Annotated in this window: 18 protein-coding genes; 8 read left to right on the plus strand and 10 right to left on the minus strand. The window is 57.5% G+C overall.

Features of this window, described 5'->3' with window-relative positions; all coding sequences use genetic code 11:
- Positions 1 to 13: 13 nt before the first annotated feature.
- The gene (locus J2X72_RS05070; protein ID WP_310069074.1) at positions 14 to 427 is read right to left on the minus strand and encodes a VOC family protein; all 414 of its coding nucleotides are present in this window, start codon (positions 425 to 427) and stop codon (positions 14 to 16) included.
- 175 nt (positions 428 to 602) lie between these two features.
- Here J2X72_RS05070 and J2X72_RS05075 point away from each other — a divergent pair, with 175 nt between their 5' ends.
- Positions 603 to 764, plus strand: a complete 162-nt coding sequence (locus J2X72_RS05075; RefSeq protein ID WP_209998290.1) for a Thivi_2564 family membrane protein — start codon at positions 603 to 605, stop codon at positions 762 to 764.
- A gap of 38 nt (positions 765 to 802) precedes the next feature.
- Here J2X72_RS05075 and J2X72_RS05080 read toward each other — a convergent pair whose 3' ends face one another.
- Positions 803 to 1,684: a LysR substrate-binding domain-containing protein gene (locus J2X72_RS05080; protein WP_310069077.1), complete on the minus strand. Its 882-nt coding sequence runs from the start codon at positions 1,682 to 1,684 to the stop codon at positions 803 to 805.
- 118 nt (positions 1,685 to 1,802) lie between these two features.
- Here J2X72_RS05080 and J2X72_RS05085 point away from each other — a divergent pair, with 118 nt between their 5' ends.
- Positions 1,803 to 2,042, plus strand: a complete 240-nt coding sequence (locus tag J2X72_RS05085; RefSeq protein ID WP_310069079.1) for a hypothetical protein — start codon at positions 1,803 to 1,805, stop codon at positions 2,040 to 2,042.
- An 8-nt stretch (positions 2,043 to 2,050) separates the two neighbouring features.
- Here J2X72_RS05085 and J2X72_RS05090 read toward each other — a convergent pair whose 3' ends face one another.
- The 3 genes from J2X72_RS05090 to J2X72_RS05100 all read right to left on the minus strand — a co-directional run bounded on the left by J2X72_RS05090 (position 2,051) and on the right by J2X72_RS05100 (position 3,210).
- Positions 2,051 to 2,239: a hypothetical protein gene (locus J2X72_RS05090; protein WP_112526856.1), complete on the minus strand. Its 189-nt coding sequence runs from the start codon at positions 2,237 to 2,239 to the stop codon at positions 2,051 to 2,053.
- 197 nt (positions 2,240 to 2,436) lie between these two features.
- Complete coding sequence (locus tag J2X72_RS05095) at positions 2,437 to 2,838, minus strand: cupin domain-containing protein (protein WP_310069083.1); 402 nt, start codon at positions 2,836 to 2,838, stop codon at positions 2,437 to 2,439.
- Between the two features lie 3 nt (positions 2,839 to 2,841).
- Positions 2,842 to 3,210, minus strand: a complete 369-nt coding sequence (locus J2X72_RS05100; RefSeq protein WP_310069086.1) for a helix-turn-helix transcriptional regulator — start codon at positions 3,208 to 3,210, stop codon at positions 2,842 to 2,844.
- A gap of 122 nt (positions 3,211 to 3,332) precedes the next feature.
- On the opposite strand from J2X72_RS05100, the gene J2X72_RS05105 reads away from it, so the two are divergent.
- Positions 3,333 to 4,505 carry an MFS transporter gene (locus tag J2X72_RS05105; RefSeq protein ID WP_310069090.1) on the plus strand — a complete coding sequence of 391 codons (1,173 nt, stop codon included), beginning with the start codon at positions 3,333 to 3,335 and terminating at the stop codon, positions 4,503 to 4,505.
- Positions 4,506 to 4,528: 23 nt separating this feature from the next.
- On the opposite strand, the gene J2X72_RS05110 is transcribed toward J2X72_RS05105, so the two are convergent.
- Both J2X72_RS05110 and J2X72_RS05115 read right to left on the minus strand, forming a co-directional pair.
- Complete coding sequence (locus J2X72_RS05110) at positions 4,529 to 4,981, minus strand: pyridoxamine 5'-phosphate oxidase family protein (RefSeq protein WP_310069093.1); 453 nt, start codon at positions 4,979 to 4,981, stop codon at positions 4,529 to 4,531.
- A gap of 291 nt (positions 4,982 to 5,272) precedes the next feature.
- Entirely contained in the window at positions 5,273 to 6,304 is a 1,032-nt protein-coding gene (locus tag J2X72_RS05115; RefSeq protein WP_209998278.1) for a fatty acid desaturase, read from the minus strand.
- Between the two features lie 422 nt (positions 6,305 to 6,726).
- Between J2X72_RS05115 and J2X72_RS05120 the strand changes: the two genes are divergently transcribed.
- On the plus strand, positions 6,727 to 8,898 hold the full coding sequence (locus J2X72_RS05120; RefSeq protein WP_310069096.1) for an adenylate/guanylate cyclase domain-containing protein: 2,172 nt from the start codon (positions 6,727 to 6,729) through the stop codon (positions 8,896 to 8,898).
- Positions 8,899 to 8,908: 10 nt separating this feature from the next.
- Here J2X72_RS05120 and J2X72_RS05125 read toward each other — a convergent pair whose 3' ends face one another.
- Positions 8,909 to 9,952 (minus strand): FecR domain-containing protein, encoded by a 1,044-nt coding sequence (locus J2X72_RS05125; protein WP_310069099.1) that lies wholly within the window; start codon positions 9,950 to 9,952, stop codon positions 8,909 to 8,911.
- A gap of 229 nt (positions 9,953 to 10,181) precedes the next feature.
- The gene (locus tag J2X72_RS05130) at positions 10,182 to 10,568 is read right to left on the minus strand and encodes a DUF6632 domain-containing protein (RefSeq protein ID WP_310069102.1); all 387 of its coding nucleotides are present in this window, start codon (positions 10,566 to 10,568) and stop codon (positions 10,182 to 10,184) included.
- Positions 10,569 to 11,008: 440 nt separating this feature from the next.
- Between J2X72_RS05130 and J2X72_RS05135 the strand changes: the two genes are divergently transcribed.
- The 4 genes from J2X72_RS05135 (at position 11,009) to J2X72_RS05150 (ending at position 14,331) form a co-directional block, all read left to right on the plus strand.
- A complete protein-coding gene (locus tag J2X72_RS05135) occupies positions 11,009 to 12,244 on the plus strand; it encodes an MFS transporter (protein ID WP_310069104.1) in 1,236 nt (411 codons plus the stop codon).
- 150 nt (positions 12,245 to 12,394) lie between these two features.
- Positions 12,395 to 13,189: a type 1 glutamine amidotransferase domain-containing protein gene (locus J2X72_RS05140; RefSeq protein ID WP_310069107.1), complete on the plus strand. Its 795-nt coding sequence runs from the start codon at positions 12,395 to 12,397 to the stop codon at positions 13,187 to 13,189.
- A 58-nt stretch (positions 13,190 to 13,247) separates the two neighbouring features.
- On the plus strand, positions 13,248 to 14,003 hold the full coding sequence (locus J2X72_RS05145; protein ID WP_310069109.1) for an alpha/beta hydrolase: 756 nt from the start codon (positions 13,248 to 13,250) through the stop codon (positions 14,001 to 14,003).
- 19 nt (positions 14,004 to 14,022) lie between these two features.
- Positions 14,023 to 14,331: a putative quinol monooxygenase gene (locus J2X72_RS05150; RefSeq protein WP_310069115.1), complete on the plus strand. Its 309-nt coding sequence runs from the start codon at positions 14,023 to 14,025 to the stop codon at positions 14,329 to 14,331.
- A gap of 24 nt (positions 14,332 to 14,355) precedes the next feature.
- Here the strand turns inward: J2X72_RS05150 and J2X72_RS05155 are convergent, their stop codons facing one another.
- Positions 14,356 to 17,133: a winged helix-turn-helix domain-containing protein gene (locus tag J2X72_RS05155; protein ID WP_310069117.1), complete on the minus strand. Its 2,778-nt coding sequence runs from the start codon at positions 17,131 to 17,133 to the stop codon at positions 14,356 to 14,358.
- Between the last annotated feature and the right edge of the window lie 137 nt (positions 17,134 to 17,270).

The raw sequence follows: 17,270 nt of genomic DNA on the forward strand, positions 1-17,270 counted from the left end.
CGATGAACGGGCGTTATTTCGCGTAGACGCTGGCGAAATCGGCAAAACCCTTGACCTCGATTGGATTGCCCGAGGGGTCGCGGAAGAACATCGTCCACTGCTCGCCGGGCTCACCCTTGAATCGCACAACCGGCGGCATGACAAAATCGACGTCCGCTTGTTCCAGCCTGTCGGCCAGGGCATTCCAGTCATTCAGCGGCAGGATGACGCCGAGATGCGGCATAGGCACCATGTGGTCGCCGACCTTGCCGGTGTTCGTTGTTTCGAAAGGCTTGCCCAGATGCAGTGAAATCTGATGGCCAAAGAAGTCGAAATCCACCCAGGTGTCGGTGCTGCGGCCCTCTTCACATCCGAGAACTCCACCGTAAAATTGCCTTGCATCGTCGAGATCAGTGACGTGATAGGCAAGATGAAACAATGAACGCATTGAAGATATCCTGGTGAGGCGGGAGTGCGCTGGAACCTAGCAGCAGATATCCAAGCAGACAATGAAAGGTTGCAGAAAATACAAGGTTTCAACTTCTGCTCAGGGGAACCAAATCACCCAACTGTGAGTTGTATTGAGCTACACTTGCCTTTATCCCGAAAACAGGAAGTTTGAAATGTCCATATTGATCAGTCTCCTGATCACCGTTCTGGTGATCTTTCTTGTTCTTTATCTCGTACAGATGCTGCCCCTGGACGCGCGGGCAAAACAGATCGCCCAGGTCATCGTCGTCGTCATCGGAATAATTTCATTGTTGCGCTATCTCGCCGTTTTTTAAGTTTTTCAGCGGGCGGGATATTTTGTTCCGCCCGGCTTTTATTTATCCGTCACCTGTTCCAGCAACCAGTCGCGAAACGCCCGGACCTTCGGCGTATTTCTCCGCGCTTCCGGATAGACCAGCCAATAGAAATGATCGTCATTGCCGACAATATCGAACGGCTGAATCAGCAGGCCTGATTTGAGCTCCGTTTCGAAAAAGGCCGGCGTGAGAATGCCCACTCCTTGGCCTGCAATGACTGCCTTTCCCTCAAGATGCTGATCGCCAAAGCGGCCGCGTGGATTACCGCGCAGGTCTGGATCCGCCACTCCGACCGCGGCAAACCAAATTTTCCACCACGGATCGCTTGGATCGACAATTGGCAACTGGAGAAGATCCATCGGGGTGTTTACCCCGCCAATCGTTGCGGCAAGCACGGGGCTGAGCATGGGCGCGAAATCGGCTCCAAAAATCTTGTGAGCGACCATGCCCGGCCAATGCCCCCCGCCCGAGCGTATGCCGATGTCGGCGTCCTGACGGGCGAAGTCGATCACCTCGCGCGTTGCCTGCAACCGCACCGCAAGGGAAGGGTGCGCCAACTGGAACGAACCGAGACGGGGAACAAGCCAGTTTGCCGCAAATGTCGGAATGGTCGTGATCGTAAGAATACCATCGGCGTTTTCACGAGTGGCGGCAATTGCCGCGCGCATCATGTCAAACGCCTCGCTGATTGCCGGTGAAAGCCGCGCTCCAACTTCAGTCAGGATCACTTGGCGTGGCCGCCGCAGGAAAAGTGACGCGCCTATCCGCTCCTCCAGAAGCTTGATCTGATAACTCACTGCCGCCTGCGTCATCCCGAGTTCTTCTGCCGCATTGGTAAAACTGCCGTGCCGCGCGGCAGCTTCGAAGACGCGAATGGCGGCTAGGGGAGGCAGGTTCATCGATAATCTCGCATAAGCTGTCCTTATGCATGCTACTCGGCGTTTTGTTGGAAAACAAGCGCAGAAGGGCGCATCTACAACGGGGACGCAAAACGTCACAACATTTGGAGTCGAAGTTATGAACCCTGTAGCATCCACATCGCGCTTATCAAGCCATGCTTCATGGTGGAGCCGAATTGCAAATCCATGGAAGCCCGATAACGACGAAAGTCAGCCTGCCAATATGGATACCGAGGATTTTTCCGATCACATGCTCAGGGACATCGGTATATATGATGGCCGGGCCATAAGAGGCCAACGAACAGACCATGACGATCTGAGCGATCTGCTCAAAGACCGTCCCAAGCGTTTTTTATAGCGCGATGTTCAAGAATCGAAGTCGGTTTCCAAGCGTTTTTCAAGCGCAACAAGGTCATCGGGCAGTGGCATGCCCATGGCCTTCAACTCGTTGAGGTGTTCGCGCAGCGTCTCGTGAATCTCATGAGCATCCGTTGGCCGTCGCACCATCTCTTCGACCAGAAGCGCGATCCGGGCCTTGATGTCTTCGAACGCCATGGTGGTTCCTTTCACATGCACTGCAGATATTACATTACCAGATAAGAGCCCCGGACGACAATATTGACGCGTTCTGCGGGCGGCAATTCGTGGACAAGGTCAAGGGGTTTGGCGAGGCCGATGTTTATCCATCGGACGATGCCGGAGCCCGATGGATTTGGCCCAAACTCACCCGGCCAATATGATCCCCGGAGGCTCTAATCCTGGCCGGAATATTGCGTGTCGGAGACCTTCTCCAGCCATTCCACGGTTTTACCGTCCAGGGCTTCCTGCATCGCGATATGGACCATGAAATTTTCGGGACCAGCGCCGTGCCAGTGTTTTTCGCCAGGCGGAATCCATACGGTATCGCCGACCTTGATCTTTTGTATCGGTCCACCCCAGACCTGGGCTAAACCCGATCCGGATGTCACGTGCAGTGTCTGGCCGAGCGGATGCGTGTGCCATGCAGTCCTCGCGCCGGGCTCAAAGCGCACGAGGGCTGCTTGCAGTCGTGCAGGTGCGCCCGCATCGATAATCGGCTCCATCCAGACGGTGCCCGAGAACCAGTCGGATGAAGCGCGGCGCGTCGGGACCGACCCGGATTGCTTGATGTCCATTTCCTATTCTCCTGCAAATTGAGCCGCTTCCGGCGTGCCAAGGTTGTCGTATGGCAGTGTTGCTGCGGTGGAGGCGATCACCGTATCGAGGAAACCGGGAAATCGGCTTTCCAGATCGCCGCGTCGAAGTGTCAGTAGCCGTTTTGTACCTTCGGGGCGAACATGGATGATACCGGCCTCACGTAACTTGGCGACGTGATAGCTGATGGCTGTCTTTGAGCCGAACTGCAGAAATTGGCCGCAAGTCATCGCCCGTTCGCCATTGCGGGCGAGAATGGCGATGATCGCCAAGCGCGTTTCATCGCCAAGTGCGCTCAACACGGCAGGCAGCGCGATGTACTCGACCGGCGGATGCGGGAGGTAATCAGTCATGGCAGTTCTCATAGCAATTGTCAGGAGAGATTTCAATGTTCAATGTTTGTTGAACTTTATTCTTGACACCCGAAGAGAGTGGGTTCATTAGTTCAAGGATCATTGAACATTAAGGTGCTCCCATGGATATTCGTCTCGTCGGATTGGCTCTCGGCACATTTGCGATCGGCATTGAGGGTTTCGTTGTCGCCAGCCTCCTGCCACAGATCGCCGGGGACACGGGTGTTACCTTGGTGCAGGCCGGCTACCTCGTCGTGACCTATGCCTTGGCTTATGCAATCGGCGCTCCGATCGCTGCTGCACTCACGGGTGCATTCGAAAGGCGCAACGTTCTCACAGGCAGCGCCCTCATATTTGTGGCGGGAGCAATTCTTGCCGCCGTTTCACCGACATATCGCCTCCTTATGGCGGCACGTATATTGATTGCTGTGATGGCGGGTCTTTACGCAGCGACGGCTCAGGCAACGGCAGTCGCCATTTCCGAGCCGCATCACCGCGCCCGCGCCATCGCCGCAATTGTCGGGGGCACGACGCTGGCCGTTGCCTTTGGCGCACCGCTTGGCGCCTTCATCAGCGACTTGGCAGGGTGGCGCGGCACCTATTTCTTCATCGCTTCGATAGGAGCGTTGGCCACTATGATCGTCTGGTTCCTCGTACCGCGCGGACTCTATGCGGATCGATTGAGCCTGACGCAACGTCTGGCGGTCATTCGTCATCCCGGGTTGGCACCGGCGCTCTTGACGATGCTGCTTTATATGACCGGCGCATTTGCGGTTTACACTTATGTAGCGGCAATCGCCGTCGAAGGCGTCGGCCTCAGCCATTCGATGATGCCAGTGGTATTGCTGACGTTCGGGATTGGTGCTGCTCTTGGGAACATCCTCGGGGGACAGCTCTCGGATCGTCTCGGGGCGAAGAAAACGGTCGTTACGGCGTCCGTGCTCAACGCCATCGTGCTGATGGCCGTCAGCTGGATCATGCAATTGCCTGACAATATTGCCGGTCCGGCTCTCATCGCAATCATGGTGGTCTGGGGCGTCATCGCCTGGATGTTCCCGCCAGCACAGGCGAGCCGGGTTCTGACCATTGCACCGGAAAGCGCGCCATTGGCTCTGTCGCTCAACTACTCGGCACTTTATCTCGGCGTTGCCCTCGGTTCGATGATCGGCGGGCTGATCATTGCCAATGCCGGCCTCGCATATCTTGGCTGGATCGGCGGTATATTTCCGCTCGTGGGGCTGGTTGTCATGCGGCTGGCCGGGTCGCCCAACAAGCGGCAACTGTCCATCGCCTGACTGAACAAGCTTTACCAGCAGGCCTATTCGCTTTTGACCGCTTTGTGCCCGGTGGTTTGCAGTATCGAAATACGGAAGTAAACTGGCTCCAGGGCTCGTTCATGGTCTCCAATGACGGTCTTCACATAAGCAGGCTGCCACCATTCGGGGCTCTTGTTCAAAAGTGCATGAGCCGTGTTTCTGCCGTCGATGTGAGCGGGTTCCGTCGTAAGTTCCTCGAACTTGCCCGTCACGATGACACTCTGCCAATTGTTCGTCGCGGATATCTCATCGAATTCAACGCAGACATGCGGATTTGCGCGCATGAAGTCGACTTTCTGCCCGGCGGTCGTGAATGAATAGAGAAATACGGAATGATAGGCGAAAGTCAGCGGCACGATGTAAGGCCGATCGTCCTTGGCACACGCCAACCTGCCGATCGTCGCTCTTTCGAGCAATTCCCGGATTTCCTGCTGTGTCATCTCTTTGATAATCATTGGCCCACCGTTTCCAGGGTTAGAATTTCAGCATCCGGACCAACCGTCAACATTCTTCTGTCTCATCCAGACCGCCGCGGACTGACTGGAACAGACGTTTTGGGGTTTTAAGGGCTTGGAAGGAAAGCGTGGACCGGATGGGACAGGCGCTCGTCTGCCATTTCGTTGGCCAGGATTGGAAACCGGAAAAACGTTCCTGTCCGCCTTGCCATCGCGTCCGGTTGACACGGTTCACACTTTCCAGAAGGTCAACGGCCCGGCTGTAGCATGGTTCCGAGCTTTTTTCTCACTTCAAGCCAGTTTTTTGGCCTCGCGAAACGAGATGAGCTTGCGACGATGTTCGTCCCAAAGGACGAGGTCAACGCAGCGAAGACTTTCCATAATGGTGATGCGGCCGACATCGCCGAGCTCCGGATAGTCTTTCAGCACCTCCGGAAGCCGGTAACAGGGAACTCTCGACGACAAATGATGCACGTGATGAATGCCGATATTGCCGGTCATCCAGCGCAGCACGCCCGGCAGCACATAATGCGAAGAACCATGCAGCGCGGCCTCTGCAAATTGCCACTCGGGGCCGGATGACCAATGCGTTTCTTCGAACTGATGTTGCACGTAGAACAGCCAGATGCCGGCAGCGCCGGCCAGAGTGACGATCGGCAGATGGATCAGGAGAAACGGACCGACGCCAACCAGCCACATAAGGACTATCGCCAGAACGGCTATTCCGAGATTGGTTGCCATCGTCGAAACCCACGGCTCCAGGCCGGAGCGCATCATGCCGAAGGGTAGTCGCTGCTTGAATATGAAAAGCCAGATGGGCCCGATGCCAAACATCACGGCTGGATGGCGATACAGCCTATACCCAAGCCGGCCCCAACGCGACAGGGCGCGATATTCCGCAACGGTCAGCGTCGTAATGTCACCGTCGCCGCGCTCGTCAAGATTGCCGGCCGAAGCGTGATGCAATGCGTGGGTACGACGCCAGTAGTCATATGGGGTCAGAGTCAGAACGCCGATCACCCGGCCGGTCCAGTCATCGGTGTGACGATGTGCAAAAAAAGAGCCATGACCGCAATCGTGCTGGATCATGAACAGGCGAAGCAGGAAGCCGGCAGCGGGAACAATCAATATCAGACCCCACCAATATCCGTAGTGCACGGCGGCCCAGGTCAATGCCCAGAAAAAAGCGAACGGAATGACAGTAACAGCGAGTTCGAAGGCGCTGCGCCCTCTGTGCGGTTTACGGTAGCTGGAAAGGATCTTGAGCCAAGGACGATCGCCCGAGCCAATTGCAGGTAAGGTTTTAGCGGAAGTGGTTTTCATCGGCTATCATACCCTTGGCGCGCCAGCGCGCGCAAGATGTTTCGACAAGAAACATTTGGTGAATTCACAGCCTGAGATTTCTGTCTGGTCGTATGCACGCTACCAACCGTGCGATGTCATTTTCGGTTCATGGCTGGCTAGAGGCGAGGCCCCGCCGAAAGACCTTCTTGACCGTGGGTCAAGCGCCGAACCCTCCGTACCAAAGGGAGGGCGGCGGGATATTCTCGGCGACCCTTTCGTCAAATCACATCCGGGTGCGCGCCTCCTTGCAATTTGGCAAATGATGTCCCGATTGCATAGAAGCTAAGAAAAATGCAGCATACCATTTCGGGCGCGGCGGCAGGCCATCGGATCGGACTTACTCCTCCGGATGAGGACTCCTTGTCGTCAGGCTTTCGGTAGAAGGGTCTGATACGGCATCCATGACGCGCGCGCAGCAAGTTGGCGTACTTATCGGCTTAGCGATCGTAGCGGCGCTCACGATCCTGCGGGCAAGTGACCCGCCGCTTCTGAAGCAGGCCCGCGACCTCACATTCGACGAATACCAGCGCATCGCGCCACGGACGTACGAAAACCTGCCCGTCAAGGTCGTCGATATAGATGAAGCCTCGCTGAGGGAGTTCGGTCAGTGGCCGTGGCCGCGCGACCGGCTCGCCACCCTGGTCGATAGGCTCACTGAAATGGGAGCATCTGCAATCGCGTTTGATGTCCTTTTCGCTGAGCCGGACCGTCTGTCGCCGCGTACTGTCGTGCGAGACGTTGCCGGAATTGATCCCTCGCTGCTCGGTCAACTGCCAGATAATGATGAAATTTTTGCTCAAGCGATTGCCGGCAAACCGGTCGTCCTGGGATTTGGCTTGTCCAACGAAGGGAATTATCGCCCACAGGTGAAGGCCGGCTTTGCCTTCACAGGGGAAAACCCTGCCGGCGCGCCTCCCCGCATCAAGGCTGCGACACCGTTGCGACCGGAATTTGAAGCGAATGCAGCCGGCATTGGGCACATCAGTCTCAATCCCGGTGATCCATCGGCTGTCGTTCGCGCGGTTCCGCTTTTCCTGAGCGATGGCGAGCAACTCTATCCAAACCTCGCGCTTGAAGCTTTGCGCGTCGCCCAAGGCGCTTCCACCTATGTGCTGGCAGGCGCAACCAACGTGCCTAATACCATAACCATGGTTAAAATCGGGGAATTCATGGTTCCGGTGACTGCCGAGGGCGAACTATGGCTCTATATCACTCCCGATACTGCCGAGAGATATATTTCAGCCAAGCAGGTATTGGCACCTGGAGGCGCCGCTCCCGAGATAAGGAATGCTATCGATGGCAGTATCGTATTTATCGGGACATCCGCTGCCGGGCTTCAGGACATCCGTACCACTGCCCTTGGACAGAACGTACCGGGCGTTTCGCTGCACGCTCAAACCGTCGAGCAGATATTGTCGGGACGGTTTCTCTCGCGTCCCGATTGGGCAAATGGTCTCGAAATCCTGTCGATCGCAGTGATGGGAAGTCTGCTTGTGATATTGACGACGTTCGTTAGTCCGGCCGTCGCCTTGGTTTGCGGGCTGCTGATCACGGTCATGGCGCTTGTCGCGTCGTGGCTCGCCTTTTTCTACGCCGGCCTTTTATTTGATCCGCTGGCACCCATCGTCAGCGGGTCGATAACGCATTTCGCAGCGACGTCGTTTCGCTTTCTGGTGATCGACCGCGAACGCCGGGCTGTCAGACGCGCATTTGGCCACTATCTTTCGCCTTCGCTGCTGTATCGAATCGAGCACACGCAGAATGCATTGCGCCTTGGAGGAGACGACCGGGAACTGACGGTCATGTTTGTCGACGTCCGCAACTTTACTGAAATCAGTGAGCGCCTGACTCCGGCAGAAGTCGTTTTGTTCCTTAATACGCTTCTTGATGCGCTTAGCCGTCATGTCATCGCCAACGAAGGGACTCTCGACAAGTTTATCGGCGACTCGATAATGGCTTTCTGGAACGCCCCTGTGGATGTGGCCAATCATGCCAACAAAGCGGTTCATGCCGCATTGGCCATGCGTGAGACACTCGCGCGCCTCAATCAGGATAATGCGTTTGGCTTTGGAGACGAACAGAAGGTCGGAATAGGTATTGGAATCCATACGGGACTTGCATGCGTCGGAAACATGGGCGCGGAAACACGCTTCAATTATTCCGCCATTGGCGATGCGGTCAATATTGCTGCGCGCATCGAATCCTCGTGCAAGGAGGTCAGCTTTGATATTCTTGTGTCAGACAGCACCGCCGAAATGCTGCCGGGTTACGCCTTGCTTGAAGCAGGCGCCCTTGCCTTGAAAGGGAAAAGTATGCGGACCAGGCTTTTCGCGGTTGTCGGTGATGAAAAGATCGGCGGAACTGCCGAATTCGTGCGACTGCGGGCTGTCCATGCCCAACTCATCGAAGCCTTGCGGTTGCGGTCTCCAACCAGTCGTAAATTCTTGCGGATCGTGAAATTGCAGGCGGTGGAACTCACAAGTGGTCTGCCGGAATTCTATCGCCGGATATCGCGCCGATCCGATCACTTTGTTGATCAGCCGGCGGCGAAGGACCGGTCCCCTGACCTTTGATCATATTTGGTTAGTTGTTGTTCCAGCTTGACCCATTGCCGCTCCGGTTGTTGCGGCCTCCATCGTGATCGTGACGATCTCTACCGCGCCGATCATCATCATGCCTGTCGTGGTGATGACGGTCTTTCCCATCGTGCCTGTCGTGATAATGGTGCTTGTCATGCTTAGGAGGCTGATCCGGGTCGTCCGGCTTGGATGGCGCATCGGGCGTCCTTGGCGTAGCCGGTGGCGCGGGCGGATCGGGTGGGGCTGCAGCAGGCGGATCAGCGGCCCGGAGGCTCTGAGGAGCAGGCGGATCAGGAGCTCGCGGACTTTGCGGGGCAGGACCGGGTGCCCTGGCTGGAGGAAGCGAGCCTTTATCCGCGGGCTCGGCTGCTGCCATCGAAAGGCCGCACCCTGTGCCGGTTATTCCCAATCCTCCCGCGAGCTTCTGACTACCCGACAGGAAGGGGAGTGCCTTCGTACTGCCCAATGTCTTGAATATGTTCCGATCGACGCGGCGGGTGTCGGTTATTTGACCATTGGGCTTGGCAACGACACAATCGCAACGACGCTTCATTTCCTTGCAGCCGCCCGCGCCGCAAAATCGCGCCGAACCATTCAACAGGACGACCGCTGTGGTTCCGTCCGGGCCCACGTAGAAGTCGAATGCGGTGCCACGTACGCCGATCGTTCCGGCCGGGGTCAAGATATTATAGGCCGACGATTTTGAATTGCCGCTAACCCAGCGAAACGTTCCTTTGGCAGCTTTGATCGTCAGATTTTTGACCGAGCTGGTATCGTCATAGACGAATTTATCGATCGTCACTGACGAGCCCCAGCCCACCGCCAGCTTGGTACCATCACGGAACAGGAATTGACCAAGACCTGACTGAGAGGTCTTGATCTTTTCGTCCCGATGGACTGGCGTATCCACAGCGATAGGGCCACCTCCGCCAGTTACTTCCGTTTTGATTAGGACAGCCTCGCCGACAGGCTCCGCCGCCATCGTCGGCAGCGGGCTTGAAAGGATCATACTGAGCGCCGCTACGGCGGCAGCACGCGAGTACGGCATCGGACCCCCATCTGAAGCCGAACATAGTACATGCGATAGGGACAAGTGTCCCTTCATCCTTATTGGTTAGAGAGATTCCTGATCGGGACCGCTCTGATCTTGCATTGGAGGAGGCCGGCAGGGGGCGATCGGCGAGCGTCGGCCATTCAACCGGGATTGGCGCAGTGACGTCAGATTCCGCAAGTCGCGGTTAGATGTAGACGGACGTGCGATGCCGACGTTCCGGCCTCTAGCCGTCGTTCGCTGCAGTGTGAGTATAGGTCAACCAGGCGAGTACCGCTGCCACGAACAGCAAGGCCGGCACGTCGCCCAGCATATGGCCCATATGCGCGCCGGGGCTGTAGGATTGGACCGCCATGATCAGCGCGTGCACGACACTCGACCAAATCGTAAACTCTATCAGGGACTTATGCGCCATGGGATTGCGCGACGCACGGACCAGAAATATCCCCAGCGTTGCGTATATGCCCACGATCATCATGAAATATTGCGAAGCGCTGGGCGGGCCATCATGCCAGGCCCAGCCTGACGGCCAGATAATCGCGAGCGGATAAAGCAGGCAGAATACGACACCGAAGGCAAACAAAACGATCTGCAAAAGTTTTAGCCGGGACATGGGCGCTACTTTCTTGAGAGGCCGAAGCGCATTCTTCGTCAGAAGTATATTTAAGACAAGCCATCCATGAAAGCATTGTCGAAAGTCGGCGGAAGCGCCGCAGGAATTTCCGCGATTGATGCAATGGACATCGGTCTGATCAATCGAAGTTTGGACGGCGCGCGACAGCGCAGGTCGCACCTCCGAAGCAATTGACGAAGCTTGTCACCGACGGGCCGTGTTGCCGCACTGGACATCATCGTCGCGTGATAGCGGCTTACTTCAATCGATGCCCAAGGATTGTGGCATCGCACTGCGCAAGGGTGCATTGATCGCGTTCACGTTGCTTGGAGGATTGTCGCGAAACTTGCATGGGTTGCAGACCGGGCTACATTGCGCATAGTGCCTTTGCCAAGCGACGCGATTGCCGAACTTTGGGTTCCGGCAAAAGGAAGTGCCCGTTGAAAGAAATAGACTTTAACGAGTTCGGAATTGGATGGCGCCTGGTGTTGGCCGGCTTGCTCGGAACGGCGTTGGGCATGCCCGCCATTCCGTTCTACACGATTGGCGTCTTCGCGCCGATCTTCGCCGAGGAATTCGGCTGGTCCTTTGCGATTATTTTTGGCGGTCTGTCGTTGTTGGCCGGTGCAATTCTGATCGTCGGTCCATTTTTTGCGACGTTGATCGACAAGTTTGGTGCGCGCCTGGTGGCGTCGGTCTCGCTGCCGTGCCTCGGCCTGAGTTACATGACGCTCGCGGCATCGAACGGCTCTATCGAACAATACTATCTGTCGTGGCTGGCTATCGCGATCTTCGGGTTGGGAGCGACACCCGTCGTCTTCACGCGGGTGATAAACAATGCGTTCGAAGAACGCCGAGGTCTTGCCCTTGGCATCGCGCTGTCTGGCGCGGGCCTGTTCGCGTTCGTGGTGAAACCGCTGGCACAACTGTTGATCGAAACTGGTGGATGGCGTGTGGCTATCTTGGTGATCGGGGCACTGCCCATATTTATCGCGTGCCCAATGGTCCTCTGGGGCTTTGCCAGGCTGCCAAGTAAGAATGCCAGCACTGAGTTGGCGATGAACGAGGTGTCGGATGGCATGACCGCTCGTGAGGCCTTCCAGTCCCGCTATTTTTGGATCTTGGCGATCGTTTTTGTGCCGATGTCGCTCGCTATCGCCGCGCCATTGCCCAACATCGAAAACATACTTCGCTCGTTGAGCCTCTCGCCAAGCGAAATCGTCCAACTCGCCTCGCTTGTCGGAATAGCGGCCGTGGTGGGCCGACTGCTTGGCGGTATTCTTGTCGATCGCTTCTGGGCACCGGCGGTCGGCACGGTCATATTGACCCTCGGAGCAGTCTCCTGCCTCATCCTTTCGCTAGGCCAGGTGAACTTTCCCATGGCGTGCATCGCTATAATATTGCTCGGCCTAACTTCTGGGGTGGAATTCGACCTCATGGCCTACCTGGTTGCCCGATATCTCGGTATGCGCAGCTATGCCACGACCTACGCCACGTTGTACGGAATTTTTGTGGTGGGCGCTTTTGTAGGTCCCAGCCTGTTCGGCTACGCGTTCGACAGTACGGGCACCTATTCGGGACTACTTAAGGCCTGTGCGCTGCTGCTTGTGGCTGGCGCGGCAACGATTCTTCTCCTAGGGCCCTATCCGAACCGCAAGATCCAGGCGTTCGCCTAGATCGCCGGATCAATTTTGGCCGTCAGGACCACCCATGTGAGTTTTAACCTTTCTTAACCAGCCAGCAGGGAAGCGCCGCGCTATCATGCCTGCAGTCCGGATGGCTTGCTTCGCTCCGCCATCCGCCGTGAAACATCAGGAGGCGGGTTTATGAGCAAAGGAAAAGTGCTGGTGATGGGCTCAAACGCCACACGTATCGAAATTCGGGGAGGCGGCACCGGGCCTACGGGACAATATCTCAATGAAACAGTGGTGCCTATGTTGGCGCTTGTCGGTGCGGGCTATGAAGTTCTGCTTGCCACTCCCTCGGGGGCCAAGCCTTACATTGACCCGGCATCGGACGCGGTCCAGCATTTCGACGACGAGACAGCGTATCTTCGCGGCAAAGAGTTCTTCGCCAACGATCCCTCAACGAACACGGGCCGCACCCTGAGATCTGTGATCGAGGAGGGGCTGGACAAATATGCTGGGGTGTTCGCGCCCGGAGGCCAAGGCCCCGTCGTCGATCTCATGCAGGATCCTGACGCGGGAGAGATCCTTCGGCATTTCCACGCGGCCGGAAAGCCCACCGCCTTGCTCTGCCACGGCCCGATCGTCTCAATATCCGCAATGCCTCAGGCGAAGGAATTTCGCGCGTCGCTGATCCAGGGTGACCGAGTTAAGGCCGCAGAACTTGCGAAGGGATGGCAATATGCGGGCTACAGGATGACGGTCTATTCAGCGAGCGAGGAAAAACCCATCGAGGATAACATCCTGCACGGCAAGCTTTATTTCAATATGCCCGAAACCTTGGACCTGGCTGGCGCCAAGACGACGGTTGGTCCAGATTTCGAGCCCCATGTGGTCGTCGATCGGGAGCTCATTACGGGCCAGAATCCTCGCTCCGATCATCCGATCGCGGCAAAGCTAATCGAAGCACTCGATCGCGCCAATCCGGCGTTGTGAAGCATTTGGGGCGTAGTATCTCGTCGTGTAGATCCCTCAATCAAATGGAGCTGGTTTTATGGTGCGCATTGCTTTAGTCCTCCTGTTGTCCTTGATCGCTCCTGCCGCCGCGTTGGCGCAGTCTGGCGAAAAGCCTGTGTCGATTGTTCTTGTGCATGGCGCGTTCGTCGACGGCTCCGGCTGGAAGGCGGTATTCGACACACTGACTAACGAAGGATACGAGGTGCTGGTCGTCCAGAATCCGACGATCAGCCTCAGTGGCGATGTTGCGGCCACGCATCAGGTGATTGCCGCGGCAAGACATCCGGTGATCCTCGTTGGCCACTCCTATGGTGGAATGGTCATCACGGAGGCCGGTGACAATCCGAAGGTACGAGGTCTGGTTTATATCGCTGCTTTTGCGCCAGACTCAGGGGAGTCGGTGGCATCGCTTGCGGAACAGAAGCCGCCGAAGGGGGAAACGGCCGCGCCGCTGCTGCCGCCCCACGACGGTTATCTGCTCGTGGACCCGTCAAAATTCCCGGGTGCTTTCGCGGCCGATGTCGATGCTTCGATCACGCGATTTATGGCCGCCGCGCAGGTGCCGTGGGGGCTAGAAGCAGTGCAGACAAAAATCACCAAGGTCGCGTGGAAGGCCAAGCCGTCGCATTTCATGGTAACCACCAAAGACTCCATGATTCCGCCTACCTTCCAGCGGGCATTCGCGAAGCGGGCTGGCGCTACAACCATGGAGATTGATAGCAGCCATGCCGTGATGCTCTCCCATCCGCGCGAGGTTGCAGCCTTCATTGAAACTGCCAGCCGTACGAAATAGCCGACTGAGAGATCTGATCATGGCTCACATCAAGATTATGGGGACGTTGCTTGCAAAACCTGGGAAAGCGGGAGAGCTTGAGGCGTTGCTCTTCAGCATGGCGCCTCACTGCAGAGCCGAGCAGGGTAATCTGCGATGGGACATCTGGCGGGATCAAACAAAAGCCGACCGGTACGTGCTGGACGAGCTCTATCTCAACAATGCAGCGGTAGAGGCTCACCACGAGACGCCGCATTTCAAGAACTATCTGTCGAAAATCCACGACCTTGCCGACCGCAACGCCATTGTGCTCGAGCCCGCACTGGTAGCGAACAAGAATGGCTGGTAAGACCCACCATCGACCGGGCTGGGTCTATCGCCTAAGTGTCTCGAGCAGATGACGCGCCTTCGCGATGTTCGCACAGGGCGGTACGTTATCGAACTCGGCGCAGATGGGCGACAGGAGATCGGCTGCTGCCACGCGGCGATCGGTTTCGGCCCAAAGTTGGGCCAGAGCCGTCGAGGCCCGAAGCTGGAAGAAAAGCGCGCCGCTTTCTCGCGCGGTTTCCGCGGCCAGCATCAACGTTTCCGAGGCGCCAGGCAAATCGCGATCCCACCATTGCAGCAACCCGCGTACGCGCTGCAACTCGGGCTGGGACCAGTACTCACCTTGGCGGTCGGCATGATCGAAGGCAGCGCTCAGGCTGTCACGGGCGAGCGGGATGCGCTTATTATGGAGTGCGGCTTCCGCCAGCACAGCGAGATAGAAAGGCACCCGGACGAGGAAATTATTGGAAATGAGCTGGCCTATCGCCAGGTGCATGATGTCAACGCCTTCGCCTTCGCCGTCCATGCTCCTCACGGCGCCCTCATAGAATTGACAGACGGGTCGCCAGATGGCGATATCGCGCAAGCTAAGGTTGCGCGTTAGCATCGCAACATGTCGGCGCGCAGTTTCGCTCTCGCCGGACCACAGCGCGATAGGCAGCGCCGCCTGTGCGAGGGCGTTGGAATGCGAAACCAAGTGATCGAGCGCAAGGCTGTGATCGAGCGCCTCCTGAAGTGCCGTCGTCGCTTCGCTTCGATCGCCACACACCCAGGCCGCCGTCGCAAACGCCACCCGGATCGACACAAACCGGTCCATCTGGAATCGGGTGACGGCCGATCGTTTCGCGGTGATCGCATGCTCGCGCAAGAGCCTCTTCAGGTCATGGTACGCAAGCCGGACGTCGCCGCAGTAAAAGGCGGCCGTTGACCTTACGCGCTCGCCCTCCGCTACGACCGCCTGTTCATTTTCCCGTTCGGCGAGCTGGGCGAACTGTTTGAGAGTCGCGATTGCCTGCCGGTGCCGTCCGGTGAAGCTTTGCAGGATACCGAGTCCCCACAATGTACGCAGCTGGTAGTCGACATTGCCGATCTCGCACGCCAATTGGTTGGCCTCCATCCACGCCGCATCGGCTTCGGGGCCCAAATGATCGGAGAAATTGAGGCCCGAGGCGTAGGACGCTATCAGTTTCATTTTGACGGCGGGGTCGCACCGCGACAGCGCTTCAACCGATTCCAGTGCCCGTTCCACGCGACGGCGACTTTCCGCTACGGTCGACAACTCGTCCCAAAGCGGGATTGCCGCGCTGGTAAGACGTACACCGACCTCGGGATCAGCACCGTCGCGGAAGGTCCAGTCGATCGCCTTCCGCAAGTCGTTCGCTCGCGGTTCATAGCAGGCAGTCCATTCGTTCCTCGGTTGCCATTGCCAATCCGCCTCGGCTTGCTCGAACAGTTGAAGAAGATGGCGCGCATGGCTGGATTGTGCTTCGGCGGATTCTCCACTCGTGCTTAGCCGCTCGGCCGCAAAGCTGCGAGTACTGTCGAGCAGGCGATAGCGCGGCACGCCCGCATCATACGCGACCGACAGGAGTGATTTCGCGGCGAGGCTTTCAGTGCACGCCGCTATCTCCTCGATCCCGCCGCCGATGCGACCGGCGACACCGATGACGTCGGATAGAAAGAAGCTTGCCGAAAAGACCGAAAGCAACCGCAGGAGCCGGGCCTCATCCCGGGAGAGAAGTTGGTAGCTCCAATCCATGGTCGCAAGCAGCGTCTGGTGGCGGGCTGAAGTATCGCGTGCTCCTGCGTTGAGAGGCTCGAAGCTGCGTTCCAGAAGACCGAGTAAGGTTGCCAGATCCATAGTCACCAGCCTCGATGCGGCGAGTTCGATGGCAAGCGCGATACCCTCGAGACGCCGGCAAATGGCCGAAACCTTAGGCGCATCGATGTCATTTAACTGGTACCCGCACGCCTCGTGCGCCGTCCTGACAAAGAGCTCCACGGCAGCAAAGCCCAAGGCATCTTCTCGGGTGGTGCCCCTGTTCTCGTCTGGATACGCGAGGGGGGACAAGCGATAGACGTTCTCGGAACGCGAGCGGAGGGGTTCCCGGCTCGTCGCAATGACGTGGATGCCGGGAGCCGCGAGTCTCAAATGCTCCGCAATGGCCGAGGCCGTGCTAAGAACATGCTCGCAATTGTCGAGCACAAGCAGCATTTCTCGATCTCGCAGTGTTTCGACGATGCCAGCAAGCACATTGGTCCACTTGCCGCTGATGCCCAACGAGGCTGCAATCGTGGCGTCCACAAGCTGTGGGTCGCCGATGGTGGCCAGATCTACGAAGCAAACACCATCGCCATAACGTCGGAGGAGACGGATCGCGGTGGCCAATGCGACGGTGGTCTTGCCGACTCCGGCCGGGCCGACAACAGTCACGAATTTTTCCGTCGGAAGCTTGGCTTCGAGCGCGGCGATCACATGATCGCGACCAATAATCGGCGCGATGTCCGGGAGTTCGCTCGCTGGCGCCTTGCCAGAATCGAAAGGCAACGGCGAGTGATCTCCTCCATAGACCCGCAGCGGCGCGACAAAGCGATAGCCGCGGCCGCTGACCGTGGCGATGCACGATAGTCCTGATGCTTCTCGCCGAAGAGCACGGCGCAAGGCGGCGATGTTTACCTTCAGGTTGCTTTCATGCACGAAGGTGTCCGGCCAGACGAAGCTCATCAGCTGATCCTTGCCGACGACGTCTCCCGCGTGGATGAGGAGCAGGTGGAGCAGATCGAGAGCTCGGGCTCCCACCCGCACCGGTTTGTCGCCAAGCATCAACAATTGTCGGTTTGGAATGAACCGATAGTCCCCGAAGCAATATATCTTACTGTCTATTTTGCCGGATCGTTCCATGCACCCCCGAATGACTCCGTCATGAACACGCTGTTCCGAGTAGCTACTCCTGGATCTGC

Source organism: Phyllobacterium sp. 1468, assembly GCF_031455525.1.
GTDB lineage: Bacteria > Pseudomonadota > Alphaproteobacteria > Rhizobiales > Rhizobiaceae > Phyllobacterium.